Source organism: Chloroflexus sp. (assembly GCF_034432675.1).
GTDB lineage: Bacteria > Chloroflexota > Chloroflexia > Chloroflexales > Chloroflexaceae > Chloroflexus.
Genome location: NZ_DAOUBI010000143.1, coordinates 1 through 19075, shown reverse-complemented (window position 1 = coordinate 19075; position 19075 = coordinate 1). Strand labels below are relative to the sequence as shown.

Below are 19075 nucleotides of genomic sequence, written 5' to 3'. Positions count from 1 at the left end.
CTATGTCACAAACACCCAAACCGCCACGGAGCGCATCGTCTTCGGCGCCAACCCCTGCGCCGCGGCGTCCATCACGTCGCCGCATGGAAGAAGAGCGCCGTCAGCGCCTGATTATTATCGTAACAGCGAGTGCGCTGGTCATCGCTCTGCTCACCGTTACGAGCGGATTGATCTACGAACAGCTCTGGATACCCAGCCGACCGGTCGCCCAGGTTGGCTCAGTTACGTTAACCCGTAGTAATTACTGGCGTGAACAGCGTATCGCATACGCCCGGCAGATTATCCAGAATTTTCAGTTGCTTGATCTCTTCGGTAACAATCCCCAGATTGCGCAGCAGTTCCAGGGCCGCAGTATCGTGATCGATCAGCAGATCCGCGCGTTGCGCCGGGCTGAAGTTGATCAGCAAGTGGTGTCGGAATGGATTGATCGCCAGATCAAGCAGCGAGCAGCCGGGGAATTCGGTATTACTATTAATGATGATGAGGTCATTCAGAATATCGTTGCCGATCTTGGCTTCATCTTCATTCCACCACTACCCGAACCGACACCGACGCCCGATCCTAATGTCACCCCAGAACCGACGGTCGATCCGGCGGCAACGGCGACACCAGAACCAACCGCAACTCCATCACCAACCCCTGGTGGTCCAACCCCGACCCCAGAGCTGTCACCGACACCGGTGCCTACCTTCACCCCAGAACCGACACCGCTACCGGCTGAGGCACGGGTGCAGTTTGATCAGATTATCGATGAGGTGTTTCGCCGCTACGAACTCGAACTGATCGTCACCGAACGTCAGCCAGAGTTAAGCAAAGATGAATTCCGGCAGGCGTTGCTCGGTCAGTACCGGGAGCGGTTGCTTAACGAGCAGATTCAGGCCCGGCTGGTGCCCGAAGATGGCTTCACCTACAAGACAGAGCCGGAACGGGTTAGTGCACGCCAGATCCTGGTTGCCGTTACCCCCCCGGCTGAGGCGACTCCAGAGCAGATTGAAGCAGCGTTTGCAGCGGCTTTACCTGCGGCACAAGAGATTGTTATGCAGCTTCGGAACGGTGCCGATTTTGCCACGCTGGCCGCCGAGCGCTCCGACGATATTGGATCGCGTGAGAATGGCGGTGATATTGGTTCGTTCGACCGGAATGGCTTTGCCGATAATGGCGCAACCTATCCGCCGGAGCTGGTAGCGGCTGCTTTTAGCCTGCCGGTCAATCAGGTCAGCGATCCGATCCGCACCCAGTTTGGCTGGCACATCCTGGAAGTCACCGATCAAACGATCCCCTCCCAGGAAGAACAACTTAGCCAGGCCCGCACCGAGGCGTTTGACCGCTGGATCGCCGAACAGCGGGCAGCCGCCGATGTCCGTCGTTTCCCCGAACCAACACCAACACCGACGCTGGCGCCGACCGAACCGGTACCAACACCGGTACCCACGTATCTGCCAGGCCCACCGACGCCATTCCCAACGCCAACACTGGCGCCGACGGTCGAGATCACCGCAGGACCCACGGCGGAAGTAACGCCAACACCAACATCGACCGCAACTACAACACCGTAACGCTCACACGTGCCGGAGCAGTTTGCTCCGGCACGCAAAAGACCTATGCAACGCTGGCCGCCAATTCCATCCTCAAGAGTCTGGATCAGCCTCGTGCTCGCCGTGCTGAGTCTCATCGGCGCCGGTTGGTTGATAGTGCGCCTCGCTACCAGACTAACCGGTGCACCAGAACAATGGCCCATCGATGGCTGGCTCTTTGGGGAAGCGGTGCTGGCACTTGGGTTGATCATCCTTGCCGTCATCCTCCTGTATCGGTTTGGCGCTGCGCTCACACTCCGCTATAGCCTTGATCGCAATGGTCTGTACGTCTCCTGGATAGGCAGTCGCGCCATCATCCCGCTCAATATGATTGATCGCATCGAACAGGGTGCTCTGGCGATTGGCGACTGGCGTACTGCGTTTGCCAGCATCGGCTATTACCATGGACGAGTGAAAGCGCTGGATGGAACGATCATCCACCGTTTCACTACCCGGCCACTGGCCGAGGCACTGGTTATCTACGCCGGTCAGGAAGCCTACGCGATCTCGCCTGTTGACCAGGAAACCTTTGTCCAGGAGCTGGAGCAACGGCGTCGCCTGGGTGCCATACAGACCCTGGCGCCCGGTGTTCAGGTTGCCCGCTTTCTGGTCTACGACTTTTGGGCCGACCCGGTGATTCGCCAGATTCTTCTCAGTACGTTTGTGCTGAACCTGCTGCTCTTCGGTGTGCTGGCGTTTATCTATCCAACCCTACCGGCGCAGATTGAGTGGCGGGGTGATCAGATTGGTGCGGCAGCCGAACTTGTGCCACGGGTGCGTATCTTCTTTCTGCCTGTTGCAGCCCTGATCATCGCCTTGCTGAATCTGGCCGGTGGACTGATCGTGTATCGTCGTAGCCCCCTGGCAGCCCGGCTCTGGCAGGGATTTTCGTTGGGTGTGCAAATCTTCTTTGCCATCGCTGCGGCTGCCGTATTGGGATCGTGATTCGGTAGTATTTCCGCAGCAGAATACACCTTCATCTTCCCCAACAAAGTGCATCGTTCTGGCATCATCCCCGTGCTGAAGCACTATACCCCCAGGTGCGGCATCAAGGTAATTGATGGCGAGCGTGTCACGTATGCACTGCTCGCAACGGTGATCAGCGCCATGCCCCCGCCCAATCTGTACCTGCTGGAGGGGGGAGACGCTGGCGCAACGTGTTTCCTCATAACATGGGATTGCACTACCTCACCGAGAGCGGAAGCGAAGAGTTCAGCAAGTGTCAGCAGTGCGTGCGGTTTCAGGTAGTGGACGAGCTAGAAGCTCGCGCACCCAGCTTCCAGAGGGATACCTGCACTTACGTACAACGGTACAACGCTTAGGCGCAGCATCAGAGTGATGGTTGAATAGCATGTTATGACCTCTATTACACCTGACTTAGTGTCGGCGGTACCTCAATATGTTGCGGTAGCATAATGATTGTCTTGACAGATTTCGATAGAACGTGTTACGATCACGATTATCGAACGGGGAATGCCCACACGTGCAAGGGTGCACTACGCAACGGATGCGGATGTACTTGACATGAGCTAAGAAAGGAGGTGTATCTACCATTCTCTAAACCCGCACCCTACTTGCCCAAAAACCGTTTCTGCTCGGCGTAGTGCGGCTTTGCCGGTGTTTCTCGCTTCGAGTGTTTAGTTCGCATGACAGATACCTTTTAAGGAGTGTTGCGATGAATTTGCTTTACTGGCGTCGCTCGCTCGCACTGGCTCTCCTGTTTGGGTTGCTCTTACCTATCCTCGCAGCCTGTGGCGGTGGTTCCACGCCGGCAGCTCAACCGACAACGGCCCCCGCTGAACGACCAACAACGGCCCCCGCTGAACAACCAACAACGGCCCCTGCTGAACAACCGACTACTGCGCCAGTTGTCGGCACTGCGCAACCCGGCGTTCTGCGCCTCGTGACCGGTTCTGAGCCGGAGAACATCGATCCCCAAAAATCGAGCTTCGTCAACGAGATTCAGTTCATCATGATGGCCTATCAGGCGCTGATGACCTTCGATCTCGATATGAATCCCATCCCTGGTGCTGCTGAGAAGGTTGAGGTTTCGGAAGACGGTACCGTCTACACCTTTACCTTGCGACGCGATGGCAAGTACAGTGATGGGACACCGCTGACAGCACGTAACTTTGAATACGCTTGGAAACGTCTGGCTGATCCTGAAACTGCCGGCGAGTATCAGTCGCTGCCGTGTGGCATCATCAAAGGCTACAGCGAGTACAGTGCCGCTGCGTGCCAGGGTCTGTCGATGGAAGAGGTCATGCAGCTCGATCTCGAGAAGCTGCGCGACGAATTTGGCGTCAAGGCCATCGATGACTACACGCTGCAGATCGAGCTAGTCGCACCTGCTCCTTACTTCCTCAGCATGGCAGCCCTCTGGATTGGCGCACCGGTGCGTGAGGAGGATGTTGCGAAGGGTGACGACTGGTGGTACTACCCGGAAAACTATGTCGGTAACGGCCCGTTTGTCCTCAAGGAGTGGGAGCACGATAGCAAGGCGGTGTGGGAGCCTAATCCTTATTACGTTGGGCCACTAGGGCCGGTTAAGCTCAAGCGGGTTGAATACTACATGATCACCGATGGTCAGGTAGCGTTCCAGGCCTATCAGAACGGTGAGATTGATATCCTCGGTGTAGGTGCTGAAGACCTGGCAACAGTCAAATCAGATCCCGTCTTAAGCAAGGAAACGATTGACGTACCCGGTTCATGTACCTTCTACTTCGGCTTCAACCTGGCGAAGCCACCGTTTGACAATAAATTGGTGCGCCAGGCATTTGCGCAGGCGCTCGACCGTGAATCGTATGTGCGCGATGTTTTCCAGGGTCTTGGTTCGCCAACCTACAGCTTCATCCCGCCTGGATTCCCTGGGTACCAGCCTGATCTGAAACTGTGGGAGTTTAACCCGGAGAAGGCAAAGCAGACGCTCGCCGAAGCCGGCTATCCGAATGGGCAGGGGCTGCCTGAAATCCGGCTTACCTACTCAGGCACGGCACGTAACAATGCGCGCTTTGAGTGGGTTGCCAACCAGTTCAAGCAGAATCTGGGGATCGATGTAATCCTTGATCCGATTGATCCGACAGCCTTCGCTGCGGCTACCAAGGACAACCCGCCGCAGATGTTCTCGCTTGGCTGGTGCGCCGACTACCCTGATCCGCAGAACTGGGTCTCGTTGTTCCAGACCAACGGTCTGCTCAGTGCACGGGTGAACTACTCGAACCCGCAACTTGATGAGCTGGTGCGCCAGGCTGACGTTGAGCAAGACCCGGTGAAGCGGGCCGAACTGTATGCTCAGGCGCAGAGGATTCTAGTCGAAGATGCACCGGTGGTCTTCATGCTCAACAACGGTGGACCGGTACTGGTGAAGCCATACGTGAAGGGTATCACACCTGACACCATCACCCCACTCGATTACTGGCTTGGCTTCTTCAACCTGCCCAACGTTGATGTCCAACCATAGTTGGCGTTCCTGAAGCCCTAGCGGTGGCGCGAGATAGCCTGCTCGCGCCACCAGAGCATGCCTATGACAGCCTATATCATTCGGCGCATTCTGTGGAATATTCCTGTGCTCATCATTGTTGGATTTATTACTTTTGGTATTGCCAAGCTAACACCGGGCGGGCCATTCGATACCCAGCCAGAACGGCGGCAACTCTCGCCACGGGTTGAAGCAATTTTGCGTGAGCGCTTTGGGATGGATTTGCCGTTCTGGCGGCAGTTTACCCGCTATATGTTTTTTGATATTGTGCCCGATACTCGCTCTAGTGAATGGAAAATTCAATGGGGTGCCATTGCCGGAAATCTCGGCCCAACCTACGCTTCACGCGGGGCACGGACGGTACAGCAGGAATTGTTTGAAGGCACACCATCCCGACCGAGTAAGTTTTATTATTCGGCACGCCTGGGGTTGCAGGCACTGGCCTTTGCAGTTGTGTTTGGCATTCCGCTTGGTATCCTGGCGGCACTGCGACAAAATACCTGGCTTGATTATCTGCTCTCACTCTCATCAACCATCTTTGTTGCGTTGGGAACACTGATTACCAGTCTGATTCTGGTCATTATCTTTGCCGTCATCCTCAACTGGTTTACCGTTATTCCAGACTGGAATGATCCGATCAAGCCGTGGGTCTTGCCAACAGTAGCGCTTGGTTCGACCAGCATGGCATTCATTGCCCGCCTGACGCGGGCCAGCGTGCTGGAAGTGAAGCGTCAGGACTATATTCGCACAGCGCAGGCAAAAGGGCTGGCAGGCCACGTGATTATCTGGCGCCATATGCTGAAAAATTCGTTACTGCCGGTAGTGACAATTCTAGGGCCGGCGCTGGCTGGTTTGATTACCGGTACCCTGTTTGTTGAAACTATCTTTCAGGTTCCCGGTATGGGTCGCACCTTCGTTGACGCCATCGGTAAGCGCGACTATTCGATGATTATGGCCGGATCGCTCATCTATGTCTTTTTCCTGGGCATTGCCAATTTACTGGTCGATATTGCTTACGGTATTCTTGATCCACGTATTACCTACAAGTAGTGAGGAACGGTGTGACTTCATCGGCCAGACCACTGACAAATCCTATCGACCTTCAGAACTTAAATACGAAACCGCGTAGCTTGTGGTCAGATGCACTACGCCGGCTGCGCCGTAATCGGGCCGCAATGGTAGGGTTGCTGGTTATTGTGCTGTATATCATCGTTGCAATTGCTGCACCGTGGCTGGCACCCTTCAACCCTGTTCAGCAAATCCCAAACAACAGCTTACGTCCACCGGCTTGGGTAACCGATAATCCGGCCCGGATGGGGGTGCCGGAGCATCTGCTGGGCACCGATACCCTGGGACGCGATGTGCTATCGCGCTTAATGTATGCGATCCGGGTCTCGCTGATTGTCGGGATTGTGCCACAATTTGCCATTCTGCTGATTGGCGTCACCATCGGCTTAATATCGGGCTTTGCCGGCGGTTGGCTCGATAATCTGTTGATGCGGTTTACCGAGATTGTAGCCGCCTTCCCGGATTTGCTGTTCATCATCGCGTTATCAACCGCATTTCGCGAGACGTGGCTGGGCCGTACCTTTAATGGCCTGTTGCTAATTTTCATTGCGGTGTCGCTGGTCAGTTGGACCGGCATTGCCCGGCTGGTACGCGGTCAGGTGTTGTCGTTGAAGGAGAAGGAGTTTGTGGAAGCGGCCCGTACCATTGGTGTGCCTACGCTGGCTATCCTCTGGCGTCATATCTTGCCCAATACCCTGGCTCCGATCATTGTGTCCACATCGTTCAGCATTCCGGCATTGATCAGCGCCGAAGCTGTACTGACTATTCTCGGTGTCGGGATGCGCCCCTCGCTCGATCCCGATAATCCGTTCCCTACCAGTCTGGGTGTGATGCTGACCGAAGGCTACAACAATCTATCATCCGGGCCATGGTTGCTCAGCTTTCCGGTGATTTTAATCGCCGGTCTGATGCTGTCGTTCACCTTCCTCGGCGATGGATTGCGTGATGCGCTCGATCCGCGTGAACGGTAAGAGAGCAGGTTCCCTCGCCGTGGGTGGCAGAAGCGTAGCAGCAGCATTTCCGCTCCGCACGCAATGCTGCACATTTCGGAGAGGATACCGTTGCCAGATGGGATTGCCCGTGGTGCATGGGTATGCTGCGGCAGCGTGGCTGCCGCAGCAGCCGTGATCACGATCAGGTATGGGGGCAGCGGGAACCATACGTCACCGCTGGTTCCCGCCCCAGACACCTCAATACAACCGTACCTTGTAACCAACCTGCTTGAGCAGCTCGCTGGCAATCACGTGGCGCTGAATCTCATTGGTACCCTCAAAGATGCGGGTTACGCGGGCATCGCGGTACATCCGCTCCAGGGGCAATTCACGTGAGAAGCCCATGCCACCGTGAATCTGAATCGCCTCGTCGATGATCTGGCTGGCCATCTCGGTGCAATAGAGCTTGACGATGCTACTTTCGAGCGTCGCCTGCTGACCGGCGTCAACCCGACGGGCACAATCATAGACGATCTGCTCCATGGTGTAGAGCTTCACCGCCATATCGGCCAGCTTGAATTGCAACGCCTGAAATTCGGCAATCGGGCGCCCGAACTGATGGCGCTCAACCATGTACCGGCGGCTCAGTTCAAAGGCTTCCTTCGCCGACCCAATGCTGCTCGCGCCCAACCCACAGCGCCCAATGTCGAGCGTGCGCATCGCGAGCGGAAAGCCCATACCAACCTGACCGAGCACATTCTCCGCCGGCACCCGGCAATCCTCGAAGTAGAGGCTGGCCGTGTGCGAGGCGCGCAAGCCCATCTTCTCTTCCACCTTCCCGACCCGGAAGCCGGGCATGGTCTTCTCGACAATGAAGGCGGTAATGCCACCACGCGCACCGAGATTCTTGTCAGTTGCGGCAAAGACCACGATGACATCGGCAAAGCTGCCGTTGGTGATCCACATCTTCTGACCGTTGAGCACCCACTCATCGCCACGTCGTTCGGCGGTCGTCTGAATGTGAGCTGCATCTGAGCCGGCATTGGGTTCAGTGAGTGCCCATGCGCCCCACTTCCGGCCTTCGATCAGGGCACGAAGGTAGGTCTCTTTTTGCTGCTCGTTGCCGCCGAGGTAGATACTCATCGCCGCCAGTTGCGAATGAGCACCAATGATGGTGGCATGGCTGGCACAGACCCGGTTCAATTCTTCCATCAACACGCAGTAGCCGGTAATGCCCAGCTCAAGCCCACCGTACCGTTCGGGGAAGGGTACGCCAAGAAACCCTAGCTCAGCCGCTTTCTTCATCGTCTCGAAGGGCACGCGCTCCTCTTCATCGATGGCACGTGCAATCGGGCGAATCTCTTTGTCAACGAACTCACGCACCGCCTGTCGCAGCATCTTGATCTCTGCACTGTGCTCGTACTCCATTGTCGTAGCTCCCTTCGTTCATACAATACCTGCCATCAACCGAACCTGACCGCCATCTATCCCAGAACGGATCAGAGAAGATGTCACCAACCGGCCCGTCTGTATCACGCTGCGGATGTAGTTTGATCACGCGATACCGTGCCATCCACCACCGGCAAAATCAATACCGACGGATGGGCAGCATCGTGATAAATAGACTGTTCCAGCGGTGAACCGCCGTTTCTCTGTCCATAAGGGCTATGATCACCGGGATGCGGCCCCCATCGCGGACTGCCGCCACCGGTCACCTGTAAACGCAGGCGATGCCCGCGCCGAAAGCGCTGGGCAGTTGCTGAGAGATCGATCTCGATACGGCGTGAGCCATCGGGCTGGCATTCGCCAATGCCTGGCCGCACACGAATGATACCATCGCAAATGTTAATACTCCGCCCATCGGGGTAGACATCGCATAGCCGACCGACAACATCGAAAAAGTGGTGATCACTCTTGACATAGAGGACCAGGCGCACCGGCCCGATCACATCTAGATCGGCAGTAAGCGGGGGACTGGTAAATGTCAACATATCACTCCGCGCCTCAAGCACACGCTGATCACGTGGTCCGGCCAGCGGACTCAGGACGGCACCGCCAATCGATGGCGGCGGATCGGCGGGATTGTAGCAAAACCTGCCCGGTTGCGCAGCGGCTGGGGGTGGTTGCCGATCAAGCTCCCGCCCTGGCCGGAGAAAGTAGCGGTACAGGGTTGCCGGTGGTGGCCAGAAATCCATCTCGTGCCACTCGTTACTACCCATGAGTTTGAGCCGCACCGGTCGGCGGGCCAACAGCTCGCGTCTGCCCTTCAGATGAGCGTCAAACCACCACAACCCCTCGCGCATCCCTTCCAGTAGTTGTGAAAGACCGGTATGCACCAGCGGCAGAATCGTCAGGTATGGACGTTTACCAGCTGCGACCAGCGCCGCGTAATCGGCCAACTGGCCGGAGAGAAAAATATCGTACCAGCCGGCCACCAGATGGACAGCGGCGTCAATCCGGTGCAACTGCCGATGCATATCAACCCGCGACCAGTAGGCGCCCTGGGGATCGGTATCGGTGAGCCAGCGCTGGAAAAAAGATACCGGCGCACCGGTCGCAATAGTATCGGCTGTGGCGTAAGGCTGGTGATGAAGAGCGCGATCCAGAATCCGCTCGCCGACCACAAACCCTCGCCACAGCGCAGACAGGTCGAGGTTATGACGGTGGCGGTTAGAGGCATCGATCAAAAAGACCCAACGCAGCGTTGACTCGAAGGCGAATGCACCGCCGGGATAGAAGAGTGGCGAGAAGCGGGCACTGGTCATGATTGGGACAATCGCCTTCAGATATGGCGGCCCATCAATCGCCAACCCCCACTGCGCATAGCCGACATAGCTCGGCCCCCACAAGCCAAGATTGCCATCAAACCAGGGTTGGGCAGCAATCCAGGCCATCGTCGCCCGCCCATCGGCAGCTTCATTCACAAACGGCTCAAATTCGCCCTCTGAGCGGTAACGCCCGCGTACTCCCTGCACGATCACGTTGTAGCCACGTTCAGCAAAGAGCATACAACCGGTATGCTCAAAGACACCCAGCGAGCCAAGTTCGCCGGGACGACCGTAAGGTGTACGGATGAGAATCGTCGGGTGTGGGCCGCCTGTACATGGGGCATAGTGGTCAGCGTAGAGGGTGACGCCATCGGGCATACGAATAGGAATGTCACGCACCACCCGGACGGCATATTCAGCGGGGCGCAAACCAAGGAGCCTCGCCAGTAAAGGGCGACGTAGAGCGAAGAGCGTTGCTGCCGTTACTCCGGCTCCAGCCAGCGACCAACCGATCCAGCGCATGTGACACTCCGTTATGCCTTTCTTTATAACACAATGCGTCATTGATGATAGCACAGTAGGGCGGTTGCTGTCAACGGTACGGGTAAGTATACCTGGTGGGGTGATTGAAAGTGACGGTGCCGCATTTGCCCGGCGATAGTCGTAACCAACCAGATCGGTCAACGATACATTGCTACCACCTGATCATCTACCCCGACCAGCGGATGAAGTAATACGATGTCGGGATGATTCAATAGCAACAGCACCCAATCTCGATTCCGACAACGAACGCCAGTACCAGGTTGCATGCGCCGGTCCTCTTGTGAGAGGTTTCATGTCGCTCTTGATACATTGTACCGATGGCACAGCAAGACCGAGACGCAACACCTATCGACATAACCGCGAGGGGCATGCTATAATTTGAAAATCAACTGACAGCGTAGTCACAACAACGGCCTGACAAAGGAGTTTGGCCATGATTGCGAAACAGCCCGGCCCCGCCGGAAAAGTACGAGTGACGTTCTCGCTCCCTGCCTCATTGTGGGCCGACACAATCTACCTCGTCGGCGACTTTAACGGCTGGAACCCCAACGCTACCCCGCTCCGCGCAACTGAACACGGGTGGATAGTTACGCTCGATCTGGAAGCCGGGCGGACCTACCAGTACCGCTACCTTGTCAACGGCAACGAATGGCACAACGACTGGAATGCTGACGGCTACGTCCCCAACCCATACGGCGGTGATAACTCGGTAGTTGATACAAACATCTTCGCCAATCCCGCTGCCAGGGCTGAGCGGGCAGTTGGCTCATCACAGTCGGTAAAATCCTTCCCGCCACGGCTGCGGCTCGTCTCGAACGGTTAGGGGAGATTGAATGTATCGGTAGGAGTACACAGCCGTGTACCCCTATCGCTGCAACGTGGCAGGTATAGACTGTCTACCTGCCCAATCAAAGAATCTCCATTCCGGCAAGGTGATTGGGCGGGAACTACATTCCCGCCCCTCTCTCAACGTCTCGCCTGGACTTGACGTATCTTGTTCACCCCCAGCGCTCCCTCCTACTGTATATCCTATTTTCTCCCTCCTATTTCCTGTTTTCTCTTTTCTCCCACCACCTACCGAACACTACCGTTACCCAATATGACGCTTCACCATAATGTATTCATACCAGCGGTCGGCAAGTCGCAGTGAGAGGTACACTAACGACAAGATAACCGCCGTCTTCCCGATCCAATGCTGACGCCAGAGCCAATCGATGGCCAGTGCCATACAGAGAGCGGCCAGCGGCAACATAAAGAAGACCTGCTTCAGAATCATGTCGGCAATATTCCAGCTCACCAGTGAGTAAAGCAGAAGCACAGCCCACCAGCCGATGAGCAGACCGTGGGCGCGACGCGCTGCCGACCAGGCAAGCACCGCACCGCCGAGGATCAGCAAAATGCCCGGCCAGGTCAGATGATTGAGCATAAAAGCGCCATCAATCAGTGGTATCGGTAACGGTGGTGCATCGGCGCGACCCACCCGCTGACCGAGCGCTGCACCGATGGCAGGTATAGTTTCGGCTACAATCACCGGTACATACCACATGTGGTAGATGAGAAATGCCGCTCCCTCGGCAATTGCTAGCCCCAATAAGATCAGCCTGCCCCGATGACGCGCCAGTGTTTCGCGACGAACCAGTTCAAACAATGCATAGATGCCCATCATTGTAAAGGCCATAATCCCCACAACAGTGTAGGTCAGCATTGCCAGAGCTGCGGCAGCGGCAACCCCCCACAATGCCCGCCGCTCTTCAGGTCGATCATCGTAAGCCAGCACAACCGCAATCAAGACCAGGGTTCCCCAAAGTCCCAGTTGGGTCGGCCAGTTACCCCACGAGATCAGAAAATAGGGCATCAGCAGCAGATGATAACAGCCAGCGGCTGTGACGGCCAGCCCCGGACGTCCAAACAGGCGGAGGGCAATGTAAGCGATGAGCAGACTTCGTGACACGTCAAGAGCTGTGTTCAAAACGTTCGATGCCAGACCCAGATCAATACCGATCAGACCAAACGGCGCTGTAATCAGATACCAGAGAGGTGAATACGGAAAGTGCCCTCCCTCAAAGCCCACGGTATCACCCAACAGCGTTACCCGACTCGGGACCACCAGCTCCAGAAACCGGCCATCGAGTACCAGTTGCGTGCGCGGGACATGCCAGCGTTCATCGTACACAATTGTTTGCGGGTAAATCACGCCACCGATCTTAATCAATGCCGCCAGCAACACAATCCGCCAGAGCCACGTCTCGTGCCATTGAGGGAGCGTTTCACCGCCACGGGCGAAGGCCAAGCAGGTGAAAACCCGAAGTGGCCCTAGACAAAGGTGTAATCCTATCAGTAACCCAACCAGCATCGGGGTAAAGATAGCCCACCAGATGCGAAACGATACCAGCAGACCGCCCAGCGTGATGAGTGTTGCAAGCATAATGGCTGCCGCAGGCTGGCGCTCAACCGCTACCCGACGCAACAACCAGTAGCCCAAACCACCGATCAACGTCAGGTACAATGCCTGCCAAAACGGCCAGCCGTATTCCAGTTGATGAGCAGCAATCCAGTCAATCGCCACCCCCAATTGCCTGGGGTCGGTCGGTGTCGTGAAGGTCGGGCTTGTCAATTGTATGCGCAAATCATCATCCCCTGGTGGCAAGAGGAGATAGTAGCGCGCCGTATCGTTGCGGAGTTGCAGTCGAATCGGCTCGGTTTCATCGGTTGCCAAAAACAGTTCTGCCGGTGGAGCACTCTCTGGCCGATACCCGCTTGCACGTAGGACAAGTGTTGTCCAACCGGAACCAATACCGGGAAAGGTGACCGTTGCGTTCTCTTTCGTAAAAGAATACGAGAACTGCAGATTCCGCTCCAGACCGTGAAATCCTTCCAGGTAGGGCTGGGCATACGTTGTACCAATATCGAGCAAACCCATCGGTAGAACCAGACTGGATATACCGGCGCAGGCTATCCCGATACACATCACACCGATCAGCAACCAGATATCGGCTGATGAAGACCACAACCATCGCTTCATAACATCTCCATTAACACAAATCCAACAGTTTACCCCTGTTTTCGACTGCTTCCTGTGCTATACTACCAGAGCAGATCAATGTTGTGATCTGCCAAACCGCCACCAGCGGATACAGATAGAGGGACTGCGATGAGATTGGAGCGATTTACCGAAAAAGCGCAAAATGCCTTCCATATTGCGCAAGAGATTATGCAGGAGCATCAACATTCACAGCTCGATGTTGAGCATCTGTTCCTGGCGATGCTCCGGCAGCGTGATGGTCTAGCAGCTCGTGCGTTGACACGGTTGAACGTAGATCCCATCGAGGTGGAACGACGTGTCGAACGCGAGCTGGAAAAGCTCCCCAAGATACTCAGCCCATACGGCATGGGCAGTCAGGTCTATATTACGCCACGCACGCAGCGACTAGTCAAGCGGGCAGAGGAAGAGGCTAACCGTCTGGGAGACCAGTATGTTGGCCTTGATCATCTGCTGATCGGACTGGCCAACGAGCGTGATGGACCATCGGCACGAATTTTGCAGAGTTATCAAATTGATCAGGAGCGGATTTATCAGGTGTTGATGGAGATTCGTGGTAGTCAACGCAGCGATGACCCATCGGCTGAGAGTCGCTACGAAATTTTGAGTAAGTATAGCGTCGATTTAACCGAGCTAGCCCGTGAAGATAAGCTCGATCCGGTTATTGGCCGTGAAGCCGAAATCACGCGGGTCATTCGCATCTTGTCACGACGGACAAAGAATAATCCGGTGCTGGTCGGTGAAACCGGCGTCGGCAAGACAGCGATTGTTGAGGGATTGGCCCAACGTATTGCACGTGGTGATGTACCACTGACCTTACGCGACCGAAAGCTGCTGGCGCTCGATCTGGCCGGGATGGTTGCCGGTTCTAAGTTCCGTGGTGAGTTTGAAGAGCGCCTTAAAGCGGTCATGGATGAGGTGCGCAATGCAAAGGGGCGGCTTATTCTCTTTATCGACGAATTGCATACGGTCGTCGGTGCCGGCGCCGCAACCGGGAGCATCGACGCCTCGAATATGCTGAAACCGGCCCTCTCACGTGGTGAGATTCAAGTGATCGGCGCAACCACCATCGATGAGTACCGCAAGCATGTCGAGAAAGATGCAGCCCTTGAACGGCGCTTCTCACCGGTTTTCGTCGAAGAACCTGACCCGGAGACGACGGTCGAGATGCTGCGCGGCCTGCGCAAGCGCTACGAGGAGCATCATCAGCTTACTATCAGCGATGAAGCTCTACGGGCAGCCGTTCAGCTTTCGAGCCGGTATATTAATGATCGCTTCCTGCCCGACAAAGCGATAGATTTGATCGACGAAGCCAGTGCCAAGTTGCGCATCGACATCTTCTCGATGCCGCCTGAATTGAAGGCGAAAGAGGAAGAATTGAAGCGACTTCAGGCCGAAGAGGAAGAGGCTGGTGCCCGACGCGATTACGAACGTGCCGCAATGCTACGTTCCCGCTACCTTGCCCTCCAGGCCCAATTTGAAGCCGAGCGCAATGAGTGGCTGGCGCACAACAACCTCGATGAAGTCGTTGATGATGAAGACGTGGCCCAAATTGTCTCAAGCTGGACAGGTGTGCCGGTCAGTCGTATGCTCGAAACCGAACGCGAGAAGCTCATCCATATGGAAGAGCGATTGCACGAGCGCGTGATCGGTCAGCACGAGGCGATTGTCGCCCTGAGCGATGCAATTCGCCGTGCCCGTTCTGGCCTGCGCGATCCACGGCGCCCGATTGGTTCGTTCCTCTTTGTTGGCCCAACCGGTGTTGGCAAAACTGAGCTGGCGCGTGCCCTCGCCGAGTTTATGTTTGACAGCGAAGAGGCGATGACCCGCGTCGATATGAGTGAGTATCAGGAACGCCACACCGTCAGTCGCCTGATCGGCGCACCACCCGGTTACGTTGGCTATGATGAAGGTGGACAGTTGACCGAGAGCATTCGCCGCCGACCGTACCAGGTTGTGCTCTTCGATGAGATCGAAAAGGCGCATCGCGATGTGTTCAATGCCCTCTTGCAGGTGCTTGACGATGGACGCTTGACCGACGGTCAGGGACGCACGGTCGATTTTCGCAATACCATCATCATCATGACCAGCAATGCCGGTACCGAACATCTGCAAGGTGGCGGGATCGGTTTCAATGTCGGTGGCAAAAACGCCAAAACGATTGATATGCGTGAGGCGCGAAAGAAGGTCGATGAAGCATTGCGGCAGACCTTCCGACCCGAATTTTTGAACCGGATCGATGAGATCATTCTCTTCCATCCGCTTTCGATGGACGATCTAACGAAGATCGTCGAACTCCAGATCACCGAGCTGGTGGAACGGCTGCGCGAACAGCAGATTGGTCTCACCCTGACCCAGGCCGCCAGGGAATACCTGGTGCAAGAGGGCTACAATCCGGTCTTTGGTGCGCGACCGTTGCGCCGCACCATCCAGCGCCTCCTCGAAACCCCGATCTCGCGGGAGTTGCTGCGCGGTATGTTCCGGGCCGGTGATCAAATAGAAGTAGATGTCGAGAATGGTCAACTGGTCTTCCATCGCGGTGGCATCTTGACCATGGAAGAACACCGCCCGGCTGAACCTCTTGATGCCTGAACTGTAATCTACGACGCTGGGTTTGTCATCTTCATTCACCCGGCGTCGTGGTATTATCGTGAATGAAGGTCATCAAGTTCTTTGTTCCAGATCAGGAGTGGCCGTGACTGCATCCGATGTCGCAACTCAACTTGTCGCTGCCCAGCGGCGCGCTGCCCGTCTGCGCAATGCCCTTACAACGGTAGGTGCGTTTTTCGCAACTGCTCGCCAGTCCGATCCATTGCCAATGCTGCGCGATCTGTGCGGCGAGTGGCTTTTGGCCGATAAGGTCGAGATCATTGTTCCCGCCGGCACCGGTAGTTTACGCTCCCACGCTCCCACAGTGTTGGTTGGCCCGATTACGATTGGCCGTCGGGTTGTCGGGCGCATTGAAGTGACACGGGCGACCCCTCCGTTTGACAGCGATGATCGTGAATTGCTCACGGCGCTCGGTCAAATTGTTGGCACGGTGCTTGAACAGTCGTCACTTCAGGGGCAACTCGATCAGTACCTCAACCAGGCACGTGCCCACGCCGACACCCTCGACCAATTGTTGCAGTTTGGCCGGCTGGTTGTCAGCGCTACGGCCGATCCGCTCCATCTCGGCTTGCAACTGGCAACGCAGGTGCCGGCGATGGTTGGTGGTGAGCGAGCATCATTGTTACTGATTCCGCTGGATAATGAAGAATCACCAATGTTGCTGCTCAGTAATGGTCACGTTACTACTCCAGAACGTGCTCGTGAGGTGCGCGAACACGGCTTTGCTGGTCTGGTGTTGCGAGAAGGACAACCGCTGATCATCGATGAGACAGAAGCTGACCGGCGCTGGCTGTCATTACGGACGCACGAAATAGACGCCCCAACACGTTGTGCGATGGCTGCTCCGCTACGCTGGGGAACGCGCCTGCTCGGTGCAATTACGGTGACGACAACCCATAGTCGCCGTTTCGATAGTTCCCATCTCAATCTGCTGGAACTGGCCGCGTGTCACATCTCACTGGCAATCTACGCCGCCGACCTTGAAACCCGGCGTAAACGCAGTGTAACGCTGTTAGGCGAGATCGAAACCCAGGTCCGCACTGCATTTGAACGCGCACGTGCCGGTGACCTTCAGGCGCTTACCGATCTCGAAGCACAATTCGCCCGTTTGCAAGAAATGTACCGGTTGCTTGGGTTAAGTGTTTTACCCACTACCGGCGAATAGTTCCCCCGATCTGGTAAGTAACACGTTGAGACCATTTTCGGGTTTAATGCATAGTAGTGGGCAGAGGGAATTCCTCTGCCCACTCTTCGCAGTCGCACAGCGATGGCTGTTCTCACGTTTGCGGTGATCGGGCACGCGATCCAGCCACTACTCATCGGGATTGCCGTATTCGTTACTATTCGTCGGATCGGGATCATTGAAAGAGATATTGGGCGGCGTAGCTGGATTGTTGTCTAACCCGATCTGGGGTACCGGTTGCGGATTGACAATTGTGTCAGTCGTTTGGGTCAGCGTAAAGGTAGCAATCACCAGTTGCTGACTCACTGCCCCTTGCGCGGTCAGTTGGTAGAATCCAACCGGTAGCCGTTCATCGAGGAACAGTTCGACCGTAAATTGACCAGCTACAGGGTCAGCAAAGGTCGAGGGGAAGCCGCGCACCAATCCATCCGGCATCGTCAACCAGATGTCTACGCGCTCACCTGGGAAGAAAAGGTCGCCGTTCGCGTAGAAGATCGAGCGCTGCGGAGCTTCGGCACCAAATGGTACCACGACCGATAGCCGGGCCGGGCCGCGTTGTGTAACCGGTCGGGAGCGCAGTTCAAAGTGGACAAAGGCGCGAAAACCGCTGGTGTTGCCGAGGGCAGTCACGGTATAGCGGCCAACCGGATTCTTGCCCTCAAACTGGAATGATGTGGCGACAGCGCCGGAAGGTGTCGCCTGCACGACCTGCTGGCCGGGCGGAAAATCGATAACGGTGCCTTCGGGGGCCGTGAGCCAGAATGAGACAAACTCACCACCGATGAACCCACGGCCGTCGATTTCGAGAATTTGTCCCTGTTGAATAACACTGGTGTCCTGTCCGTTCAACGTTGTGCGTAACTCCACATTCCCGGTTGGCCCTGGTCGGCCACCGGGAATCACGACAAAGAACGCTGAGGCGGTATTGGCGCCACCACTACTCAGACCGCGTCCGGTCAGTCGGTAGCAACCGTAAGGCCATGTACCCGGTATCGTAATGTTGAGCGAGAGCTGACCGGCATTATTGCTGAAGCGTGCAAACTGGACGTTGGTCGGCATATCGATCACGCCATCAAGCAATTGACTCGCCCCAGGGTAAAAACCCGTCCGTCAGGAAAGGTAACATCGACTTCGACAGGTTCAGGGCCGAATGGTGGCTCAAGGACGCAATAATAATCGAAGTGGGCCAGCAGGGTTTGGGTTTGGAAGATGGCCGGTGCCGGAGCACCTGTGGTTGCGGACGAGGCGAAACCTTGCGGTGTGAAGATTTCGACTCGTGTGCCCGTGAGGCAGCAGCACCATACGGGAAGATGATGAGGACAAGTGCAATAAATTTACTGAATTCAATAGCAAAGAATGATCGTGATAAGAAGCCTTTCATACATATTTTTTGATAATGTTTTTTGAATAAAATCTGATATGATAATGAAAAATATATGACAAGCTATCTTCCACGTACAATCTGCGTAGATTACGGTATCGTTACTCTCAGATCGAAGAGGCGATGCATGCTAGACATGCGTCGCCTCTTTCTCGTGATGTGTGTTCAGCATGCTGTTTAGAAATTATTTTACGCTAAACTACACGACAGGAATAGTCCGGCAACATCTGACTCACTATCTTTGCACTTTGATAATCTGAAGTAGCGGGCACGGCCTCTTTCGTGGATAATGAAATACACCAGCAAACCATTGTCCCAAAGGTGGACCAGGCCCACGCCCATTCTATGCCTTTTCCCAGCACTGCGCTATTCCCCGGAGCTGTTTCGCCCGTGCTTCAGCCGCCGCCAATGGAAGGACTGCGTGACCGTCCTTCTCGGGCTGATCGCGCACGAGGGGCGACCCACGCTGAAGGGGTTGCTGGCAAGTGTGTGGGACAG

General features: G+C 55.9%; 12 protein-coding genes. 8 read left to right on the top strand and 4 right to left on the bottom strand.

Annotated features, from left to right (window positions below; translation table 11 throughout):
• Positions 1 to 2 precede the first annotated feature (2 nt).
• From VAE55_RS10675 to VAE55_RS10655, 5 genes are all read left to right on the top strand, one after another.
• A complete protein-coding gene (locus VAE55_RS10675) occupies positions 3 to 1556 on the top strand; it encodes a peptidylprolyl isomerase (RefSeq protein ID WP_322815768.1) in 1554 nt (517 codons plus the stop codon).
• Positions 1557 to 1601: 45 nt separating this feature from the next.
• Positions 1602 to 2519 carry a PH domain-containing protein gene (locus VAE55_RS10670; RefSeq protein ID WP_322815767.1) on the top strand — a complete coding sequence of 306 codons (918 nt, stop codon included), beginning with the start codon at positions 1602 to 1604 and terminating at the stop codon, positions 2517 to 2519.
• A gap of 730 nt (positions 2520 to 3249) precedes the next feature.
• Positions 3250 to 5034 (top strand): ABC transporter substrate-binding protein, encoded by a 1785-nt coding sequence (locus VAE55_RS10665; RefSeq protein ID WP_322815766.1) that lies wholly within the window; start codon positions 3250 to 3252, stop codon positions 5032 to 5034.
• A gap of 63 nt (positions 5035 to 5097) precedes the next feature.
• Positions 5098 to 6102 (top strand): ABC transporter permease, encoded by a 1005-nt coding sequence (locus tag VAE55_RS10660; protein ID WP_322815765.1) that lies wholly within the window; start codon positions 5098 to 5100, stop codon positions 6100 to 6102.
• Positions 6103 to 6113: 11 nt separating this feature from the next.
• Positions 6114 to 7091: an ABC transporter permease gene (locus VAE55_RS10655; RefSeq protein ID WP_322815764.1), complete on the top strand. Its 978-nt coding sequence runs from the start codon at positions 6114 to 6116 to the stop codon at positions 7089 to 7091.
• A gap of 219 nt (positions 7092 to 7310) precedes the next feature.
• Here VAE55_RS10655 and VAE55_RS10650 read toward each other — a convergent pair whose 3' ends face one another.
• Both VAE55_RS10650 and VAE55_RS10645 read right to left on the bottom strand, forming a co-directional pair.
• Positions 7311 to 8480, bottom strand: coding sequence for an acyl-CoA dehydrogenase family protein (locus tag VAE55_RS10650; protein WP_322815763.1), 1170 nt, complete (start codon positions 8478 to 8480; stop codon positions 7311 to 7313).
• 104 nt (positions 8481 to 8584) lie between these two features.
• Positions 8585 to 10342 (bottom strand): CocE/NonD family hydrolase, encoded by a 1758-nt coding sequence (locus VAE55_RS10645; RefSeq protein WP_322815762.1) that lies wholly within the window; start codon positions 10340 to 10342, stop codon positions 8585 to 8587.
• A 454-nt stretch (positions 10343 to 10796) separates the two neighbouring features.
• On the opposite strand from VAE55_RS10645, the gene VAE55_RS10640 reads away from it, so the two are divergent.
• On the top strand, positions 10797 to 11186 hold the full coding sequence (locus tag VAE55_RS10640; protein ID WP_322815761.1) for an isoamylase early set domain-containing protein: 390 nt from the start codon (positions 10797 to 10799) through the stop codon (positions 11184 to 11186).
• Between the two features lie 267 nt (positions 11187 to 11453).
• On the opposite strand, the gene VAE55_RS10635 is transcribed toward VAE55_RS10640, so the two are convergent.
• The gene (locus VAE55_RS10635; protein ID WP_322815760.1) at positions 11454 to 13385 is read right to left on the bottom strand and encodes a hypothetical protein; all 1932 of its coding nucleotides are present in this window, start codon (positions 13383 to 13385) and stop codon (positions 11454 to 11456) included.
• A 129-nt stretch (positions 13386 to 13514) separates the two neighbouring features.
• On the opposite strand from VAE55_RS10635, the gene VAE55_RS10630 reads away from it, so the two are divergent.
• Together VAE55_RS10630 and VAE55_RS10625 are read left to right on the top strand one after the other, a co-directional pair.
• Complete coding sequence (locus VAE55_RS10630) at positions 13515 to 15995, top strand: ATP-dependent Clp protease ATP-binding subunit (RefSeq protein ID WP_322815759.1); 2481 nt, start codon at positions 13515 to 13517, stop codon at positions 15993 to 15995.
• 103 nt (positions 15996 to 16098) lie between these two features.
• Positions 16099 to 17178 (top strand): GAF domain-containing protein, encoded by a 1080-nt coding sequence (locus VAE55_RS10625; protein ID WP_322815758.1) that lies wholly within the window; start codon positions 16099 to 16101, stop codon positions 17176 to 17178.
• Positions 17179 to 17325: 147 nt separating this feature from the next.
• Here VAE55_RS10625 and VAE55_RS10620 read toward each other — a convergent pair whose 3' ends face one another.
• Positions 17326 to 18255, bottom strand: coding sequence for a hypothetical protein (locus tag VAE55_RS10620; protein ID WP_322815757.1), 930 nt, complete (start codon positions 18253 to 18255; stop codon positions 17326 to 17328).
• Between the last annotated feature and the right edge of the window lie 820 nt (positions 18256 to 19075).